Origin of the sequence: Streptomyces sp. NPDC093071 (assembly GCF_044754545.1) — a bacterium.
GTDB lineage: Bacteria > Actinomycetota > Actinomycetes > Streptomycetales > Streptomycetaceae > Streptomyces.
Genome location: NZ_JBIVPH010000007.1, coordinates 126,576 through 143,258, shown reverse-complemented (window position 1 = coordinate 143,258; position 16,683 = coordinate 126,576). Strand labels below are relative to the sequence as shown.

Genomic DNA, 16,683 nt, shown 5'->3' with positions numbered 1-16,683 from the left:
CCCGCCCCCGCCCCGCTCCACCCCACCCCGCTCCACTCCACTCCATGACGGAGAGCGGCTACCCGGCCCGTCCTCCGCGCCCCCGTACGTCCCGCCTTTCAGTTCCGCGCGGCCCACGAGGTCCCGACCCGGAGGTGCGTTTCCCCCATGCCCACGACGCCGTACGAGGAGACCGCCGGCACCCGGCCCAGGGTGCGCCGCGACGTGCTGTTCACCGAGACGCCCAAGGGCGTGATCTTCCACAACGCCGACGGCGGTTTCCAGGTCGCGTCTCCTTCCGCCTACCGGTTCGCCACCCTCCTCGTGCCCCACCTGGACGGCGGCCGGACCGTGGCGGAGATCTGCGAGGGCTTCAAGGAGCCGCAGAAGGCGATGGTGGGCAGCCTGGTCAAGGCGCTGTACGCCCGGGGCTTCGCCCGGCCCGTACCGGACCGGGCCGAGGGGGAGGCGTCCGTGGACCCGGCGGTCGCCGCCCGGTTCGCGCCGCAGATCGCGTACGTCGACCACTACGCCGACGGCGCCGAGGGCCGGTTCGCCGCCTTCCGGAACACCCGCGTCGCCGTGCTCGGCGAGGGCCCGGCCGCCCGCTGGTGCGCGCTCTCCCTGATCCGCAACGGCTGCGCCTCCGTCGGCGTCGAGGCCGCCCTCGCCGAAGGGCCCGCCACGGCGGCGGAGTTCGGCGCGCTCCGGGCGGAGGCGGAGGAGCTCACCGCCGGGGGCAGTCCGGCGGAGGTGGCGGTGCTGCCGGACGCCGGCTCCGGAGCGGTCGGCTGGGACGCGTACGCGGGGTACGACGTGGTGGTGGCCGCCGCGGGCCGTGACGCCTTCGGAACGTCGGTCGCCCTGCTGCGGCAGGGCGTCCCGGAGGGCCGTCTCCTGCTTCCCGCCTGGATCTTCGGCGGGCGGGTGGTGGTCGGGCCGACCGGTACGCCGGACGCCGAGGGCTGTGTGGCCTGCGCGGCCCTGCGGCTCGGCGCGACGGGGGACGCGGCGGTGGCGGCCGACCTCTGGAGCGGCCTCGCCCTGAACGGGCCCGCCTCGCACGGGGGTTCCGGGACCGCTCCGCGCGGCCCGCTCGCCGCGATGGTCGGCAATCTGCTCGGGTACGAGGTGTTCCGGCTGGTCACGGAGGCGCTGCCGGCCGAGACGCGGGGGCAGGTGCTGCTCCAGGACACGGCCTCCTTCGACGTCCTGGCGGAGCGGCTGCTGCCCCATCCGCGCTGCCCGTTCTGCCGGACGCAGGCCGCCCCGGCCGAGCCCGTCGACCTCGCGGAGGCCGCCGGGCGGTCCGTCTTCCGGCCGGTGGTCGCCGCCGCTCCCGAGGACGGCGCGACCGAGGGCCCGCTCGCGGACCTCGACCGCCGCTCGCTCGCGGTCCGGCCGTCCGTCGGGGTCTTCACCCGGTACGCGGACGAGCCGGTGACCCAGACCCCGCTGAAGGTCGGCGCCGTGGAGGTCGGCCTCGGCGCGGCCGGGACGCGGACCGTCGTCGCCTTCGACGTCCAGCACACGGCGGGCGCCCGGCTGCGGGCGCTCGACGCCGCCGCCGCGGTGTACGCCGAGCACGTCGTCCCCACCGTCCCCGTGGGGGCGGGTTCCCCCTCGGGTCACGAGCAGGCGCCCCACCGGGTGGATCCGGACGCGCTGACCACGGCCACCGGTGCCGGTGGCGATCCGGTGGCCTCCTGGGTCCTGGCCACGTCGCTCCTGACCAAGGAGCCGGTCCGGGTGCCGGCCGGTGCGGTCCGTCCCTTCGGGCCGGACAATCCGGACCGCCGCTTCGAGCCGTCCCGTGCCGGGGCGGGCGCGGGTCCCGGTCTGCCGGAGGCCTCGGCGGCCGGTCTGCTGTCCGCGCTCGCCCACGACGCGCTGCGGCGGTCCGTACGGGGGGCGGGGCGTACGGCGGTGATTCCCCCGGCCGTGTTCGACGAGGCCCCCGAGACCCGTTTCCTGCTGCGGTCCGCCGGGCACCTGGGCCTGGACGTCGAGCTCCTCGACCTCGGGGAGGAGGAGCACACGGGGGTGTCCGTCGTCCTCGCCAGGACCCGGACGACGGGGCCGGACGGACCGGGCGGGTGGGCGGTCGGCGCCGCCCTGGCCCGGGCCGACGCGGCCACCGACGCCCTGCGCGACCTGCTCGGCGCGGCCCAACTCGCCGCGGAGGGCGCCCTCGGCGCGGAGGACGCGTCCGGCGCGAAGCGCGCACCCGACACCGGCGACCCGCTCCTCGCGGACCTCGACCCGGCCCTGGTCCCGGTGACCGCCGACGCCCCCGCGCCCGCGCTCCCCGCCGTGACCTGGGCGGACGTACTGGAACGGCTCGCCGCCTCCGGCCGGGACGCCCTCGTCGTGCCCACGCACGCCGCCGACCTGCCCGCCGCGGGCATCCACACCGTCCGGGTCCTGCTCACCAGGGCGGCCGGCGATGACCGCTGAGCTCGCCGAGGCCCCGGTCGACGGGACCGGGGAACCGAGACGCGAGGCGTGCCGCCTCTTCGCCGAGGACCTGCGCCGCGCCCTGGCGGAGCTGCCGTCCGCGCCCGGCCGCCCGGTCCCGGACCTCGCCGTCTCGGCGCTGGGCGTACGGGACGCCTTCCGGGTGCGGCGGGAGGAGGCGGCCGCGCGCCCCGCGCTCCCCGTCCACCTGTACGGCGGTCAGGCGCTGGTCGGCCCCTGGCCCGTGGCGGACCGGCCCGGCTGCGGCACCTGTCTGGAGCGCCGCTGGCAGGGCGTGCGCTCGGTGGGGCTGCGGGAAGGGCTCGAACTGCGCGGCGGCACCCGGGAGGCGGGTCCCTGGCCGTACCGGACGCCGTTCGCCGCGCGGGCCGTCGCCGCCCTGGTCGCCGGGCTCGCCGCCGCTCCCCCGGACGGCCGGGCGCCCTTCCCGGACGTGTGGCTGGTGGACCTGGAGCGGCTGACCGTACGGCACCATCCGCTGGTGCCGGAACCGGACTGTCCCGGCTGCGGCGTCCCGGAGCCGGTGACGGCGGAGGCGGCGGCGCTCGTCCTGCGGCCCGCGCCCCCGTACCGGCCGGGCGCCGGGCGGGTGCGGCCGGTGGAGGCGTACGGCCTCCCGGTGGACGCGTTCGCCAACCCGCACTGGGGCGCGGTGGGTCCGTCGGTGGTGTGCGACGTGACCTCGCCGACCACCTCGGCCACCGTCGGCTGCTTCTCCAGCCGCTCCGGGGAGTACCTGCGGGAGACGTTCTGGGGCGGCCACGCCGACGCGTACCGCGCCAGCACCCTGATCGGCGTCCTGGAGGGGCTGGAGCGCTTCGCGGGGATGCGGGCACGGGGGCGCGCCGTCACCCTGACCGCGACCCTGGACGAGCTGGGGCCGACCGCCGTCGACCCCCGGGAGACCGGTCTCTACGCGGAGGAGTTCCACCGGGCCAACCCGTGGGTGCCGCCGTTCGCCCCGGACCGTCCCGTCCCGTGGGTGTGGGGCTGGTCGCTGCGGGACGGGATCCCCCGTCCCGTGCCCGAGGTGCTCGCGTACTACCACAAGCCGGGGATCGAGCACCGGTTCGTGCAGGAGAGCTCCAACGGCTGCTCCTCCGGGGGCAGTCTGGAGGAGGCCGTGCTCGGCGGCCTGATGGAGGTCCTGGAGCGGGACGCCTTCCTGCTCGCCTGGCACGGGAGGCAGCCGCTCCCCGAGATCGACCCGGCGACCAGCGCCGACCCGCACACCCGGGTCATGGTGGAGCGGATGGCCCTGTACGGCTACCGGGCCCGGTTCTTCGACACCCGGATCACCTTCCCCGTACCCGTGGTGACGGGCGTGGCCGAGCGGTTCGACGGGGGTCCGGCCCGGATGTGCTTCGGGGCCGGGGCGTCCCTCGACCCGGAGGCGGCGCTCGCCGCGGCGCTGTGCGAGATCGCCACCGACTCGGTGCAGCTCCTCCAGCGGTTCGAGCGGAACGAGGCCGGATACCGGGCCATGGCCGAGGACTTCGGGCGGATCACCAGCCTGCACGACCATCCGCTGGTGTACGCGGTGCCGGAGATGGGCCGCCACGCCGACTTCCTGCTCCGCAGGCCCTCGCCCCCGGAGCCGGTGGCCGTGGCCGGGCTGCGTCCGCCCGGGTTCGACCGGACGGGGGCGGACGTGCGGGACGACCTGCTCGTGGCGGTGGAGGCCGTGACCGCCGCCGGGTTCGACGTGGTGGTCGTCGACCAGACCGCGCCCGAGCAGCGGGCCCTGGGGTTGCACACCGTGAAGGTGCTCGTGCCCGGTCTGCTGCCGCTGGACTTCGGCTGGACGCGGCAGCGCGCCCGGCACATGCCCCGCACGCGGACCGCGCTGCGCGAGGCGGGCCTGCGGCCGGACGACCTGACCGCGACCGATCTGAACCCGGGCCCGCACCCCTTCCCGTGACGCCCCGACGGGCAAGGCCATCCGACCGGGCGAGTACGCCCGACGCCCGGGGAAACCCGGAGAAAGGGGGATCCCATGGGGTACGCCCATGAGTACGCGCACGCCGTCCTGCACCGGGGCCGCGTTCCGATGGAGCCCACCGACCACGTCGTGAACTGGGCCGACGGCCCGCGCCGGGGCAAGTTCCACCCGGACGCGGAGGCGTTCGCGCTGCCGGACACCGAGGACCTCGCGGACGTCCCGGTCGCGCCCGGTCTGCTGCCCGGCGCCGCCGGGGTCCCCGCGCCCGGGGCGCATCCGGGGTTCGGCCTCCCGCTGCTTTCCGCGATGCTGAAGGACTCGTACGGGCTGACCGGCCGCCGTCTCGGCGTGCAGGCCAACACCGATCTGGCCGGGCTGCCGTTCTACCCCCACGCCAACTGGTCGCGCGGCACGGCCGGCGGCGGCGGGCTCTACCCGGTGAGCGTCCACTGGGCGTCGGGCCCCTCCGGCCCCCTCGTCCCGGGCCTGCACTACTACGACGTCCAGCGGCACGCCCTGCAACGGCTGCTGACCGGCGACGTCACGGGCCGGGTGCGCGAGGCGCTGGGTCCGGACGCTCCCGACGGGGCCCTCGACACCGACCAGTACCTGATCCTCGGCGTCAAGTACTGGCAGAACTCGTTCAAGTACAACAGCTTCTGCTTCCACGTGGTCTGCACCGACCTCGGGACCCTGGCGCAGACCTGGCGGATCTGGGCCGCCGCCCGGGGACTGCGGCTCGCGCCCGTGCTGTGGTTCGACGAGCCCGCCCTGAACGGGCTGCTCGGGGTGCCGGGCGAGGAGGAGGCGGTGTTCGCGGTCGTGCCGCTGCACTGGGACGGGCCCCGGGCGGCGCACGCGGAGACCGCGCGCACGGACCCGCGTCACCGGCCCGCCGTGCGGCACCGGGACACCGAGCGCTCCCGTACCCTCCTCGACTTCCCGCAGGTGGGCGCGATGCACCGGGCGACCCTGGAGAGGGCCGCCGCACGACCCGCCCCGGGCGCGCTGGCCGCCGCCGCGGCCCGTACGGACGCGGCTCCCGCGAACACGGACGGCGGGGGCGCGCGGATCCCGCTGCCCGCACCGGCCTTCCCGGACACCGGGGTGCGCCGGGCCCTGCGGGAGCGGCGTTCCAGTTTCGGCCGGTTCGACGCGCGCCGGGAGGTGTCCGCCGGGCACCTGTCGGCGGTCCTGGCGGCCTGCGCCGGGACCCGGCTGGCCGGTGACACCGATCCGGCCGGGGAGCACCGGCTCGCCCGGCTCTACGCCTTCGTCAACCACGTGGAGGGGATCGGGCCGGGCGCGTACGCGTACGACCCCGACCGGGGCGACCTGCGTCCGGTCGTCACCGGGCCGCAGGGCGCGTTCCTCCAGGAGAACTACTTCCTGGCCAACTACAACCTGGAGCAGGCCGGAGCGGTCCTGGTGCCCACCGTGCGGACCACCGCCGTCCTGGACGCCGTCGGCGACCGGGGCTACCGGCTCGCCGTCGCCACCGCCGGGGCCGTCGCCCAGGGCTTCTACCTGGCGGCCTCGGCCCTGGGCCTGGGCGCGGGCGTGGCGCTGGGCTTCGACAACGTCTCGTACGCCGAGCGGCTCGGGCTCGCGGACGGCGACGAGGCACCGCTGCTCATCATGGCCCTCGGTCACGAACGGCCCGGGCCCGCCGACTTCCGCCACGAGATCGCCTGACGGCCCCGGAGGATTCCCCATGACACGCACAGAGTCCGGCGTCACGGACGCCCGGGACGGGACCGGGGCCGCCTGGGAGCCCGGCAGGCGCTTCGTGCTCCGCGCGGCCGGCCTTCCGGTCGAGACGGTCCACGGGCTGCGCTGCCCCGCCACCCGCCGCTGGGCCGACGCCGTCCTGGACGAGGAGGAGCGCCTGGCCGCCGAGGGGGCGCGGCTCAGCGACCTCCTGCACGCCCTGGTCGGGGCGACCGCCGCGCCCGGGGACGGTGACGCCGGAGCGCGTCGCGCGCTGCTCGACCTGCGGCGGCGGATCTTCAACAACCGGCTGCCGGCCGACCCCGGCGCCGCCGTGCGCCTGGTGACGGGGCTCGATCCGGAGACCGGCGGGCGGACCGCGCGGTGGCTGCGGGACCGGGCGCGGCTCGCGGAGCTGACGGCCGGCGGCGCGGAGCTGCTCGACGGCGAACTCCGTGAGAGCCGGGGCGCGTTGCGGCGCGCGCTGTCCGAGGAGCGGCTGCGCCACGGCCTGCTGCTCGCCTCGCCCGCCCTCGACGCGCGCCTCGACGCCTATCTGCGGGACACGAGCCCCCGGCCGGGCAACCGGCTGCGCAAGATCGAGCGTTCGGCGCTCACCTACCTCTACCGCACGGCCTGCAAGACCAGCCCCTTCAGCACCTTCACCGGCGTCGGCCTCGCCTCCTTCTCGGGCGATCCGGCGGACGACCGCGCCGGTCTGCGCGTGGACGGGGAGTGGGTGAGCCACGTGCGGCTCAACGTGGTCGTGCTGACCCGGCTGACCGAGCTGATCACCGACGACCCGGAGCGCCGCCGGGACCTGCCGGTGGTCCTCTCGCAGGGCTGGGAGCGGGACGCCGACCGCATCCGGTACGTGCGCCACGTGACGACGGCGGGCGACGACGGGGCCGCCGTCACCTTCGACGCGGTCCGCGACCGGCTGTTCTTCCTGCGCGGCAGCGGCACCCTGGACCGGCTCCTGGAGTGGCTCGGCGGCGGGGACGGGAAGGTGCGCCACCGGGACCTGGTGGACTGGCTGGAGGCCGAGCACGGGGCCGGCCGCGAGGAGTGCGAGCGGTACGCGTCGGCCCTCCTGAACGTCGGCATGGTGCAGGTCCCGGTGCTCCGCACGGACGTGCACGGCGGCGATCCGCTGCGCTCCTACCAGGACGCCCTGCGTTCCCTCGGCGTGCCGTGGGCCGACCGGCTCGCGGACCTCCTCGACGGCCCGGCCGACTGCCTCGCCCGCTACCCCGGGGCGGGCACCGACGAGCGGCGCGCCCTGCTGGGCACGCTGCGGAGCCGGCTCCAGGACGTCCAGCGGGAGCTGGGGGCGGCCGATCCGTCCCTGCCGCAGACGCTGGTGTACGAGGACGTCGGCGCGGGTGACGGCCTGGTCTGCGGGCCCGGCGTGCTGGGCGGGGAGACCGGCCGGGCGCTGCGGGCCGTCGAGGGGGTGCTGCCGCTCTTCGACCTGACGCTCCCCCAGCGGATCACGCTGCTCGGCTTCTTCGTCGCCCGGTACGGGCGGGGCGGCCGCTGCGACGACCTGCTGGGCCTGGTCCACGACTTCCACGAGGACTTCTTCGACCAGTACGTGTCCTTCACCTCCCGGCGGGTCCCCTTCGGGGAGGACGGCGCGTACCGGCCGGAGGAGAACTGGCTGGGACAGGAGGAGATGCGGACCCTCGACCGGGCCCGCCGCCGCTTCCACGAGGGGATGCGGGCCCTGTGGGAGCGGGACGCGACGGACCGGGACGTGGCGGAGGTCGAGCTGCCGGGCGGGCTGCTCGCGGAGACGGCCGGGGAACTCGCCCCGCTCACCGGGCACTTCGTCCCGCAGAGCCATCACCTCCAGCTCTCCCGGCCCGCCGGCGGCCGGCCGCTCGTCGTGCTCAACAAGTCGTACGGCGGTCTCGCCTTCCCCTTCAGCCGCTTCACCCACCTGTACGAGGGCGCCGGGGCGACCGGGGCCGGGCTGTCCGGCGCCCTGCGCGAGGAGACGGCGGCGCGGCGGCCGGAGGGGGCGGTGTTCGCGGAGGTCACCGGGGGTCCGGTCAGCAGCAACCTGAACCTGCACGGGCGGCTGACCGACCACCAGATCGTCTGTCCGGGCGAGACCAGCACCGTGCCCGAGGAGGCCCGGATCCACCTGGACGACCTGTACGTCGAGCACGACGAGGCGGCCGAGCGGCTGGTGCTCCGCTCCCGGCGCCTCGGCCGCGAGGTCGTGCCGGTCTACCTCGGCTACCTCGTGCCGATCGCGCTCCCCGACATCCCCCGCACCCTGCTCCTGCTCTCCCCCAGCACCATGGCCCCCTTCGACGTGTGGGCGGGCGTGCCCGAGGGCACGGCCGTGGCCGGGGTGACCCGCAGGCCCCGGATCCGGCACGGGGACGTGGTGGTGGGCCGGCGGAGCTGGACCGCGCTCGCGGAGGTCCTGCCGGTCCGCCGCCCGGGGTCGGGCGAGGAGGAGCACTATCTGGACTGGCAGCGGTGGCGGCGGTCCCACGGCCTGCCCGACCGCTGTTTCGCCACGGTCTCCCGGGCGGACCGGGGGCCGGTCGGGGCCAAGCCGGCCCACGTCGACTTCGACAGTCCGCTCTCCCTGGCCGCGTTCGACGCCCTGGTGGAGCGGAAGCCCGGCGTCCGGGTGGTGTTCCAGGAGATGCTGCCCGCCGAGGACGGGCTCCACGTCGTCTCGGAGCGCGGCCGGCACGTGGCCGAACTGGCCGTGGAGACCTTCACCACCCGCCGGGCCCCTGAAAACCGTTCCGCCCCTCGATCCCTTCCCGTTCCGTCGTCCGGCCCGGAGGTCGTCCCGTCATGCCCGAACTGACCGAGCCCGCGGCCTTCCGCCCGGCCCCGGAGGGGACCGGCCCCTCCCCCTGGCTGGCGCTGCACGTCTTCTACGCCGCCAACCCCCGGCCGCTCCTCGTCGACTGCGTCCGCCCGCTGGTCGACGGGCTCACCGGGGACGGCCTGCTGGCCGGGCACTTCTTCATCACCTACTGGCTGGAGGGGCCGCACGTGCGGCTGCGGCTCCGCCCGAGCGGCCCTGCGGCCGAGGCCGAGGTGCGGCGGCGCGCCGAGGAGGCGATCCAGGGCTTCCTGCGATCCCGTCCCGCCCTCTACGAGGTCGACTCGGGCTTCCTCAAGGACTTCTACGACTCGCTCTTCGACATCGAGTTCCCGGGCGAGGACCGGGCCCGGTACATGGGCCCGGACGGGCGGATGAACCTGCGGCCGAACAACTCCTTCTCGTACGAGGTGTACGCCCCCGAGTACGCCAAGTACGGCGGCCCCGCCGGGGTGGAGCTCGCCGAGTGGCACTTCCGGCACTCCAGCGACCTGGTCCTGGAGGCGTACCGGAGCATGAACCTGCACCTGCGGACGGTGCTGCTCGGGACGTCCGCGCAGCTCATGATGGTGATGGCGAGCTGCTTCCTCCCGGAGGAGGAGCGGCTCGCGGACTACCTCGACTCGTACTACGCCTTCTGGCACCGGCTGTTCCCGGGGACCGGTTTCATCGGGTCCGCCGAGTACGAGCGCACGTACGAGCGGATGGCGCCCTCGCTCGGGGTCCGGTTCGCGCGGATCCGGGAGGCGGTGGCGGGCGGCGATCCGTCCGGGCTCCCGGCGTTCCTGCGCCGCTGGGCCGAGCACTGCCTGGAGCTGCGGGAGCGGGTGGTGGACCTCGCCGGGCGCGGCGAGCTCGCCTTCCCCGTCCGGGAGGGACCGGCCCGCGAGGACACCGGGCAGGAGCGCGCCGAGGACCCGGACGCGGCTCCCCTGGTGCCCGTCACGCACGTGCCGGCGGTGCTGCCCCGGCTCCTCTCGCCGTACATGCACATGACGAACAACCGGCTGCACGTGACGATCCGGGACGAGGCGTACCTGTCGTTCGTCCTGGGCAGGGTCCTGCGGGAGCCCGACCACGGGAAGCAGGACGTCTCTTGAGCGCCGTCGACCGGACGAGCAACGACCGCTCCGCCGGGGGCCGTTCCGCCGCGCGCGCCTACCGGCCCCTGCTGCGGCCTGGCGTGCTGGTCGGTCCGGCGGTGCTGCGCGGACCGCGCACCGTGCACCTCGTCAAGCACCCGGTGAGCGGCGCCGCGTTCGAGGTGGGACCCAAGGAGCACTTCGTCATCGGCCTGCTGGACGGCACCCGGGACGTGGACGACGTGGTGGCCGCGTACGCCGAGCGGTTCCGGCTCCGGCTGCCCGAGGAGCAGTGGACGCGGCTGCTGGGCCTGCTCGGCGCCCGGGGGCTGCTCGCCGGGGCGCCGGACCCCGCGCCGCCCGAGCCGCCGCCCGCCCGTACCGGCACCTTCTGGAAGGGCAGTCGGCGGACCGTGGCCGACGCGCACGCGACCGCCGGACACCTGCACCGGCTGCTGTCGCCGCTGCTGCGGCCGTGGGTCCAACTCCCGCTGTTGACAGCCTCTTTGGTGATGATCTTTGCCGTGTTCGCGGATCCCGCCGCGCTCCTCGACGGGCTCTCGGCCCTGCTCTCGCGCCCCCTGGTCCTCGTCCCGTTCGCCGTCCTGCTCTGGTTCAGCGTCTGTCTGCACGAGCTCGCGCACGGCGTGGCGGCCCGGCACTACGGCGGGGTGGTCACCGAGATCGGGCTGCGCTGGCGGTTCCCGGCGATGATGATGTACTGCACGGTCGACAACTACCCCTTCCTGCCGGGGCGCCGGGCGAAGCTGGTGGTCGCGGCGGCCGGTGCCCACGTCAATCTGGTGCTCCTGCTGCCCGTCGCGCTCTGGTGGGCGCTCCTGGACGCGGCGGACCCGGCGCGGCCGGTGCTCACCGGAATGCTCTTCGCGGGGATCGTGCAGGCGCTCGGGAACCTGGTCCCGCTGCCGCCGCTCGACGGCTACCGGATCCTCAGCCACCTCCTGGGCGTCACGCACCTCGCCCCGGAGACCCGGACCTATCTGGCGCTGCGCCGGCGGGGACGGGGGGCGGTCGCCGCCTATCCGCCGCGCGCCCGCCGCATCCACACGTCCTACGCGGTCGCGTCGGCCGCCCTGGTGCTGCTCGCCGTCGGCGGCACCTGCGCGGCCGTCGTCCTGCTGCTGTTCCGATGACGCGCCCGCCCGCCCCGAAGGCGAAAGACCCGCAACCCACGAATGAGGTACCCGTATGAGCTCCTCCCCCACCACCGACCCCGCCGGGTCGCCCCCTGCGGCCGTCGAGGTCACCGACGTGTCCAAGGTCTACGGCGACCGGAAGGCCGTCGACGGGGTGTCCCTGAGCATCCGGCGCGGCGAGTTCTTCGGACTGCTCGGGCCCAACGGGGCGGGCAAGTCCACCCTGGTGGAGATCATGGAAGGGCTGCGCAGGGCGGACTCCGGCACCGTCTCGGTGTTCGGCGAGTCGCCCTGGCCGCGCAACACCGCCCTGCTGCCGCGCATGGGCGTGCAGACCCAGTCCTCGGCGTTCTTCGTGCGGCAGACCGTCCACGAGCACCTGCGGACCGTCGCCGCGCTGTTCGGGGCGGACCGTGCGGCCGTCGACGCCACCCTGGAGTCGGTGGGGCTCGGCGGGCGGCACGGCGTCCGGGTGGACGACCTCTCCGGCGGGCAGCGGCAGCGGCTCGCCATCGCCTCGGCGCTGGTCCACGGCCCCGAGCTGATCTTCCTGGACGAGCCGACGGCCGCGCTCGACCCGGAGGGCCGGCGCGACCTGTGGGAGGTGCTGCGGGGCCTGAAGGCGGCGGGCCGGACCATCGTGTACACCACGCACCACCTGGACGAGGCGGAGGCGCTCTGCGACCGCGTCGGCATCCTGGTGGCCGGCCGGCTGGTCGTCACCGACGCGCCGCAGCACCTGATCGGCACCTTCGGCGCGAGCAGCCGGCTGCTCGTCCCGCTCGGCCGGATCGACGAGGAGCGGGCCCGGTCGCTGCCCGGCGTGGACGGCGTGACCGTGCGGGGCGGGCACCTCGTCCTGGAGACCCGTGCCACCGGCAAGGTGCTCTCCGCCCTCGACGCCGTGTCGGGCCTCGACGGCGTGCAGACCCGTACGCCCAGCCTCGAGGACGTCTACCTCGACCTCACCGCCCGGCGGGACCCCCTCGCCCCGAACACCCAGGAGCAGCAGGCATGAGCGCCTACTCCGCGCTGACCGCGGCGGGCTACCGCGCCCAGGTCCGGGACAAGACGACGGTCTTCTTCACCTTCGCCTTCCCGCTGCTCTTCCTCGTCGTCTTCGGGCTCGTGTTCCGGGGCAAGGCGGTCGAGGAGAGCGGGTTCTCGTACCTGTCGTACACCGCGTCCGGGGTGCTGTCCTGGGGCGTCGCGAACGCCGCCGTGTTCGGCATCGCGTTCACCCTGATGCAGTGGCGCTCGGACGACATCCTGCGGATGATCCGGATGTCGCCCGCGCCGCTGTCCTCCGTCATCGGGTCCCGGTACGTCCTCGCGCTCGGCGTGGGGCTCGTACAGTCGGTGCTGTTCGTCGGAGTGGCGATGCTCCCCGGGTTCGGGCTCGTGCCCGCCTCCCGGTGGCCGCTCCTGATCCCGGTCCTGGTCCTGGGCATCACGACCTTCCTGCTGCTCGGGGTGATCATCGGCAGCATCGCCGACACCCCGGAGTCGGTCGCGGGCATCGCCAACTTCCTGATCCTGCCGATGGCGTTCCTCTCCGGCTCGTTCTTCCCGCTCGATTCCATGCCGGAGTGGCTGCGGAACGTGTCGCGGGTGCTGCCGCTGCGCTACCTCAACGACGCGGTGTCGGCCGCCCTGACGGGCCGCGGCGACCTCTCCGACATCGGGGTGGGGTGTGCGGGGCTCGTCGTGTTCGGCGTGCTCTTCGGGGCCGTGGCGGTGCGCTTCTTCCGCTGGACGAAGACCTCATGACCGCCGTCGCCCTCCCGCACCCGCTGGCGGGGGCCCGGGACGCCCTCCAGGACTTCCTGGACGGCCGGTTCGGCGCCGGCGCGCCCCGGGTCGTACCGGTGGGGGCCGTCGGCGCCGGGGGCGGCCGGGCCCCGGACCCGTGGGCCGCCGACCGGCCGGCGGCGCTCGTCCACCTCAGCGCCTCCGCGGTGCTCCTCGGCCCCTGGGGAGGCGACGGGAGCGCGCCCGCCTGCGGCCGCTGCCTGGCCCTGCGGTGGCAGCGGCTGCGCAGCCGGAGCGAGCGGGACGCGCTGGAGACCGGCGGTCCCGACGGGCCCCGTCCGGCCGCCGCCTGGCCGCCGCTCACCGGGCACGTCCACGACACGGTGGCCGCGCTGTGCGAGGCGCTGCTGCGCGGGCCGCTTCCGGTGCCGCCCGCCGCGCACCCGGCGGACCGCGCCCTGCCGCAGGTCACCCGGGTCGACCTGGCGAGCCTGCTCGTCCGGACGTATCCGCTGCTCGCGGACCCGCTCTGCCCGGACTGCGGGCCGGGAGGGGACGACGGCGTCCCGGCGCCCGGCCTCGTCCCGCGCCCCAAGCCGGATCCGGACGGCTACCGGCTGCGGTCGGCCTTCGCGTACCCGCTCCCGGTCGAGGCCCTGGCCAATCCGGTCTGCGGCGCGCTCGGGGCCGGGACCTGGACGGACGTCACCTCGTCGACGACCGCCCCGGTGGCCGGAAGCGTCTTCGTCCGGGGGTACGCGGGGCTCCACGACGTGACCTGGAGCGGGCAGGAGAACTCCTTCGCGACCAGCCGCCGGCTGGCGTTCCTGGAGGGCCTTGAACGGTACGCGGGCACCCGGCGGCGCACCGGCCGGGCGCCGGTCGTCGCCCCGTACGACGCGCTGGGGGACGAGGCGGTCGATCCGGCGGTGTGCGGTCTGTACGCCCCGGAGACGTACCGGGACGACCCCATGGTCAGGCCCTTCGACCCGGCCCGGCCCATCCCCTGGGAGCGGGGCCGGTCGCTGCGGGACGGGCGGTCCGTCCTGGTGCCGTCGCGGCTGGTCTACTACAGCATTCCGACGGCCGACGACGACTTCGTCTTCGAGTGCTCCAACGGCTGCGCCATCGGCGGCTGCCTGGAGGAGGCGGTCCTGGGCGGCCTGCTCGAACTCGTCGAGCGGGACTCCTTCCTGAACGGCTGGTACGGGGCGGCCCGGCTGCCCCGGATCGACCTGGCGACGGTCGGCGGCCCCACGGTCGCCGCCATGGTGGAGCGGGCCGCGCTCCAGGGCTACGACGTGCACGCCTTCGACAACCGGATCGACCTCGCGATCCCGGCGGTCACGGTGGTCGGGGTGCGCCGGGACGGCGGTCCGGGCACGCTGTCCTTCGCGGCGGCGGCCTCGCTGGACCCGCGGTCGGCCGTCGAGGGCGCCCTGTCGGAGGTGCTGAGCTACCTCCCGCACCTGGCCCGCCAGACGGCCGGGCGCCGGGCCGAACTGGAGGCGATGGCCGACGACTTCTCCCTCGTACGGCACCTCAAGGACCATCCGCAGCTCTACGGGCTGCCCCGGATGGCCGCGTACGCGCGCGCGTACCTGGAGCCGTCGGAGGCCCGCCCGTTCGACGAGGTGTACGCGGGGTGGGAGAGCGGCGGGCGGCCCCGCACCGGGGACCTGCGGGACGACGTGGGCGTGGTCGTGGACGAGCTGGTCCGGGCCGGGCACGACGTCGTGGTGGTCGACCAGACCACGCCCGAGCAGGAGCGGACCGGGCTGCGGACGGTCGCCACGGTGGTGCCGGGGCTGCTGCCGATCGACTTCGGCTGGAACCGGCAGCGGGCCCTGCTGATGCCCCGGCTGCGCACGGCGCTCCACCGGGGCGGGCACCGGTCCCGCGACCTGACGGACACGGAGCTGCTGCGGGCTCCGCATCCGTTTCCGTGATGCGCCGGTCCGGTCGCCGGGCAGGCCCTACCGGGCTATGCCGTGGGAGCGGGCCGTGGCGGTGACGGAGGCCCGGGACAGCTTCACCGCCCTGCCTCGGGCGGTCTCGAACACCGTCTTCGGGTCTCCTTCCCTGCGCCAGGGCTCGGCACCGCACCACGGGCCGATCAGGCGGAACTGCTCCAGGGCGGGCCCGTACATCCTCGACCGGAGCATGTAGTGCGCGAGGAGGTGGCGCAGGGCGGGCAGGCGCTCGTCGTCGGGGTCGGCCTCGGCGAGGGAGGCCGCGACCCGCTTCAGGTGCCCCCTCACCACGGGCGTGAAGGAGAGCGCGGCGGCCGGACGGCCCGCCAGCTCCTCCAGGGCGTGCACGTACATGCCGGGGAGCGGGCTGCCCTGAGGGGCCTTGCGCACCGCCTTGCGGGCGAAGCGCATCATCAGCCTGTCGTTGCCGTACCACTTGGCGCACCAGTACTGGAGGGCCTGCCAGTGCCCCTCGTAGTGGTGCGGCGCCCGGGCGACGAGACCGTCCCAGAGCGGCCGGAACCGGGCGCGGCGGTACTGGGCGCCCCGGGCGGCGGTGACCATGACGACCCAGGGTCCCGGGTTCGCGGGGTCGAGCAGCGCGGCCCGCCGCGCCTCCTCGATCGCGGCCGGGAGCATGGCGCGGAAGCTTTCCATCCGGTCCTTGGAGACCTTGTAGGCGTACTCGCTGCCGCGGATCTCCCAGGCCTGCTGGACCATGATCCGGGCGTGGAGGGTCGCCGCGTCGCAGTTGCCGGGCTCGGCCGCGCGCCACGCGTCCAGCCAGGCGTCGTCCTCGCGGGCGACCTCCCGGAGGAGTTCGGTGCGGGACCAGCGCTCGTCCCAGTCGTCGCCCGCCGCGCGGACGTAGGCCTCGGCAGCCCGCCAGTTCCCGTCCCACGCCGCGTCGGCCACGGCCTGCCGCTCCTGGCGCCGGTGCGGCGGCGAAGGCGGGCCGGGACGGCTCGGGTCGAGCTGTTCGCGGGGGGCGAGTCCGTAGTCGGAGGCGACGAAGTGTTTGCGGGCCCAGCGGTCGGCCAGGTCGGGAATGACGAAGAGGAAGTAGACCGCGCAGAGGACGACGCAGAGGACAACGATATGGAAGATCGGCACGGCTGCGAATGATCCCCCACTCGGTCACTCTCTGCAATAGCCAAGGCCAACAATAAGGCGAGGTCAGGAGCGGGGCGCGGAGGAATCGGCGGCCCGCATCCGTCCGCGTGTTTTCCCCTGGAGCCGTCGGGCAGGCGCGTTCGTGCCAGTAATTCTGGCCGACTCCTCCGCCCCCTACGGAACGGATACGGGTGATCCCCATGACCACGGCACGCGAGATGATGACGCCGGACGCGACCTGTGTGAAGGCGAGCGAGACCGTGCGCGACGCCGCGCGGAAGATGGCCGAACTCGGGGTCGGGGCGCTGCCGATCTGCGGCGCCGACGAGAAGCTCAAGGGCATGGTGACGGACCGCGACATCGTTTTGAAGGTGGTGGCCGAGGGCCTCGACCCGGCGGAGTGCCGGGTGGGCGACCTCGCCCGGGACGAGATCGTCTACGTGCGGGCCGACGCGGATGCGGACGAGGTCCTCGACGTCATGAGCGAGCACAAGATCCGGCGCGTGCCCGTCATCGACAGCCACGTCCTCGTCGGGATCATCGCCCAGGCCGACGTGGCCCGCGCCCTGCCCGACCGCAAGGTCGGCGACCTGGTCGGGGCCGTCTCCGCCGACTGACCGGAGGAGGCCGCGGCCCC

11 protein-coding genes are annotated in these 16,683 nt (G+C 75.3%); 10 read left to right on the top strand and 1 reads right to left on the bottom strand.

Annotated elements, in window-relative coordinates; genetic code table 11:
* The first annotated feature begins 147 nt into the window (after positions 1-147).
* The 9 genes from ACIQD7_RS25115 (at position 148) to ACIQD7_RS25075 (ending at position 14,909) form a co-directional block, all read left to right on the top strand.
* Entirely contained in the window at positions 148-2,436 is a 2,289-nt protein-coding gene (locus ACIQD7_RS25115) for a TOMM precursor leader peptide-binding protein (RefSeq protein ID WP_402444401.1), read from the top strand.
* On the top strand, positions 2,426-4,378 hold the full coding sequence (locus ACIQD7_RS25110) for a TOMM precursor leader peptide-binding protein (RefSeq protein ID WP_402444400.1): 1,953 nt from the start codon (positions 2,426-2,428) through the stop codon (positions 4,376-4,378). Before ACIQD7_RS25115 ends, ACIQD7_RS25110 begins: the two co-directional genes overlap by 11 nt.
* Positions 4,379-4,453: 75 nt before the next feature.
* Positions 4,454-6,094, top strand: coding sequence for a nitroreductase family protein (locus ACIQD7_RS25105; RefSeq protein WP_402444398.1), 1,641 nt, complete (start codon positions 4,454-4,456; stop codon positions 6,092-6,094).
* 19 nt (positions 6,095-6,113) lie between these two features.
* Positions 6,114-8,948, top strand: a complete 2,835-nt coding sequence (locus ACIQD7_RS25100) for a lantibiotic dehydratase (protein ID WP_402444397.1) — start codon at positions 6,114-6,116, stop codon at positions 8,946-8,948.
* Positions 8,936-10,069, top strand: a complete 1,134-nt coding sequence (locus ACIQD7_RS25095) for a lantibiotic dehydratase C-terminal domain-containing protein (RefSeq protein ID WP_402444395.1) — start codon at positions 8,936-8,938, stop codon at positions 10,067-10,069. Before ACIQD7_RS25100 ends, ACIQD7_RS25095 begins: the two co-directional genes overlap by 13 nt.
* Positions 10,066-11,205 (top strand): metalloprotease, encoded by a 1,140-nt coding sequence (locus tag ACIQD7_RS25090; protein ID WP_402444393.1) that lies wholly within the window; start codon positions 10,066-10,068, stop codon positions 11,203-11,205. The genes ACIQD7_RS25095 and ACIQD7_RS25090 overlap by 4 nt, the downstream gene beginning before the upstream one ends.
* Before the next feature lie 55 nt (positions 11,206-11,260).
* Complete coding sequence (locus tag ACIQD7_RS25085) at positions 11,261-12,226, top strand: ATP-binding cassette domain-containing protein (RefSeq protein WP_402444390.1); 966 nt, start codon at positions 11,261-11,263, stop codon at positions 12,224-12,226.
* A complete protein-coding gene (locus ACIQD7_RS25080; protein WP_402444388.1) occupies positions 12,223-12,978 on the top strand; it encodes an ABC transporter permease in 756 nt (251 codons plus the stop codon). The genes ACIQD7_RS25085 and ACIQD7_RS25080 overlap by 4 nt, the downstream gene beginning before the upstream one ends.
* A complete protein-coding gene (locus ACIQD7_RS25075; protein ID WP_402444387.1) occupies positions 12,975-14,909 on the top strand; it encodes a TOMM precursor leader peptide-binding protein in 1,935 nt (644 codons plus the stop codon). Before ACIQD7_RS25080 ends, ACIQD7_RS25075 begins: the two co-directional genes overlap by 4 nt.
* A 27-nt stretch (positions 14,910-14,936) precedes the next feature.
* Here the strand turns inward: ACIQD7_RS25075 and ACIQD7_RS25070 are convergent, their stop codons facing one another.
* A complete protein-coding gene (locus ACIQD7_RS25070) occupies positions 14,937-16,046 on the bottom strand; it encodes a hypothetical protein (RefSeq protein ID WP_402444385.1) in 1,110 nt (369 codons plus the stop codon).
* A 200-nt stretch (positions 16,047-16,246) separates the two neighbouring features.
* Between ACIQD7_RS25070 and ACIQD7_RS25065 the strand changes: the two genes are divergently transcribed.
* A complete protein-coding gene (locus ACIQD7_RS25065) occupies positions 16,247-16,663 on the top strand; it encodes a CBS domain-containing protein (protein WP_121832250.1) in 417 nt (138 codons plus the stop codon).
* The last annotated feature ends 20 nt before the right edge of the window (positions 16,664-16,683 follow it).

Coding starts and splice junctions, on each gene's coding strand:
- ACIQD7_RS25085 (WP_402444390.1), top strand. CDS start 11,261: ATGAGCTCCTCCCCCACCACCGACCCCGCCGGGTCGCCCCCTGCGGCC.
- ACIQD7_RS25110 (WP_402444400.1), top strand. CDS start 2,426: ATGACCGCTGAGCTCGCCGAGGCCCCGGTCGACGGGACCGGGGAACCG.
- ACIQD7_RS25065 (WP_121832250.1), top strand. CDS start 16,247: ATGACCACGGCACGCGAGATGATGACGCCGGACGCGACCTGTGTGAAG.
- ACIQD7_RS25075 (WP_402444387.1), top strand. CDS start 12,975: ATGACCGCCGTCGCCCTCCCGCACCCGCTGGCGGGGGCCCGGGACGCC.
- ACIQD7_RS25100 (WP_402444397.1), top strand. CDS start 6,114: ATGACACGCACAGAGTCCGGCGTCACGGACGCCCGGGACGGGACCGGG.
- ACIQD7_RS25080 (WP_402444388.1), top strand. CDS start 12,223: ATGAGCGCCTACTCCGCGCTGACCGCGGCGGGCTACCGCGCCCAGGTC.
- ACIQD7_RS25095 (WP_402444395.1), top strand. CDS start 8,936: ATGCCCGAACTGACCGAGCCCGCGGCCTTCCGCCCGGCCCCGGAGGGG.
- ACIQD7_RS25115 (WP_402444401.1), top strand. CDS start 148: ATGCCCACGACGCCGTACGAGGAGACCGCCGGCACCCGGCCCAGGGTG.
- ACIQD7_RS25105 (WP_402444398.1), top strand. CDS start 4,454: ATGGGGTACGCCCATGAGTACGCGCACGCCGTCCTGCACCGGGGCCGC.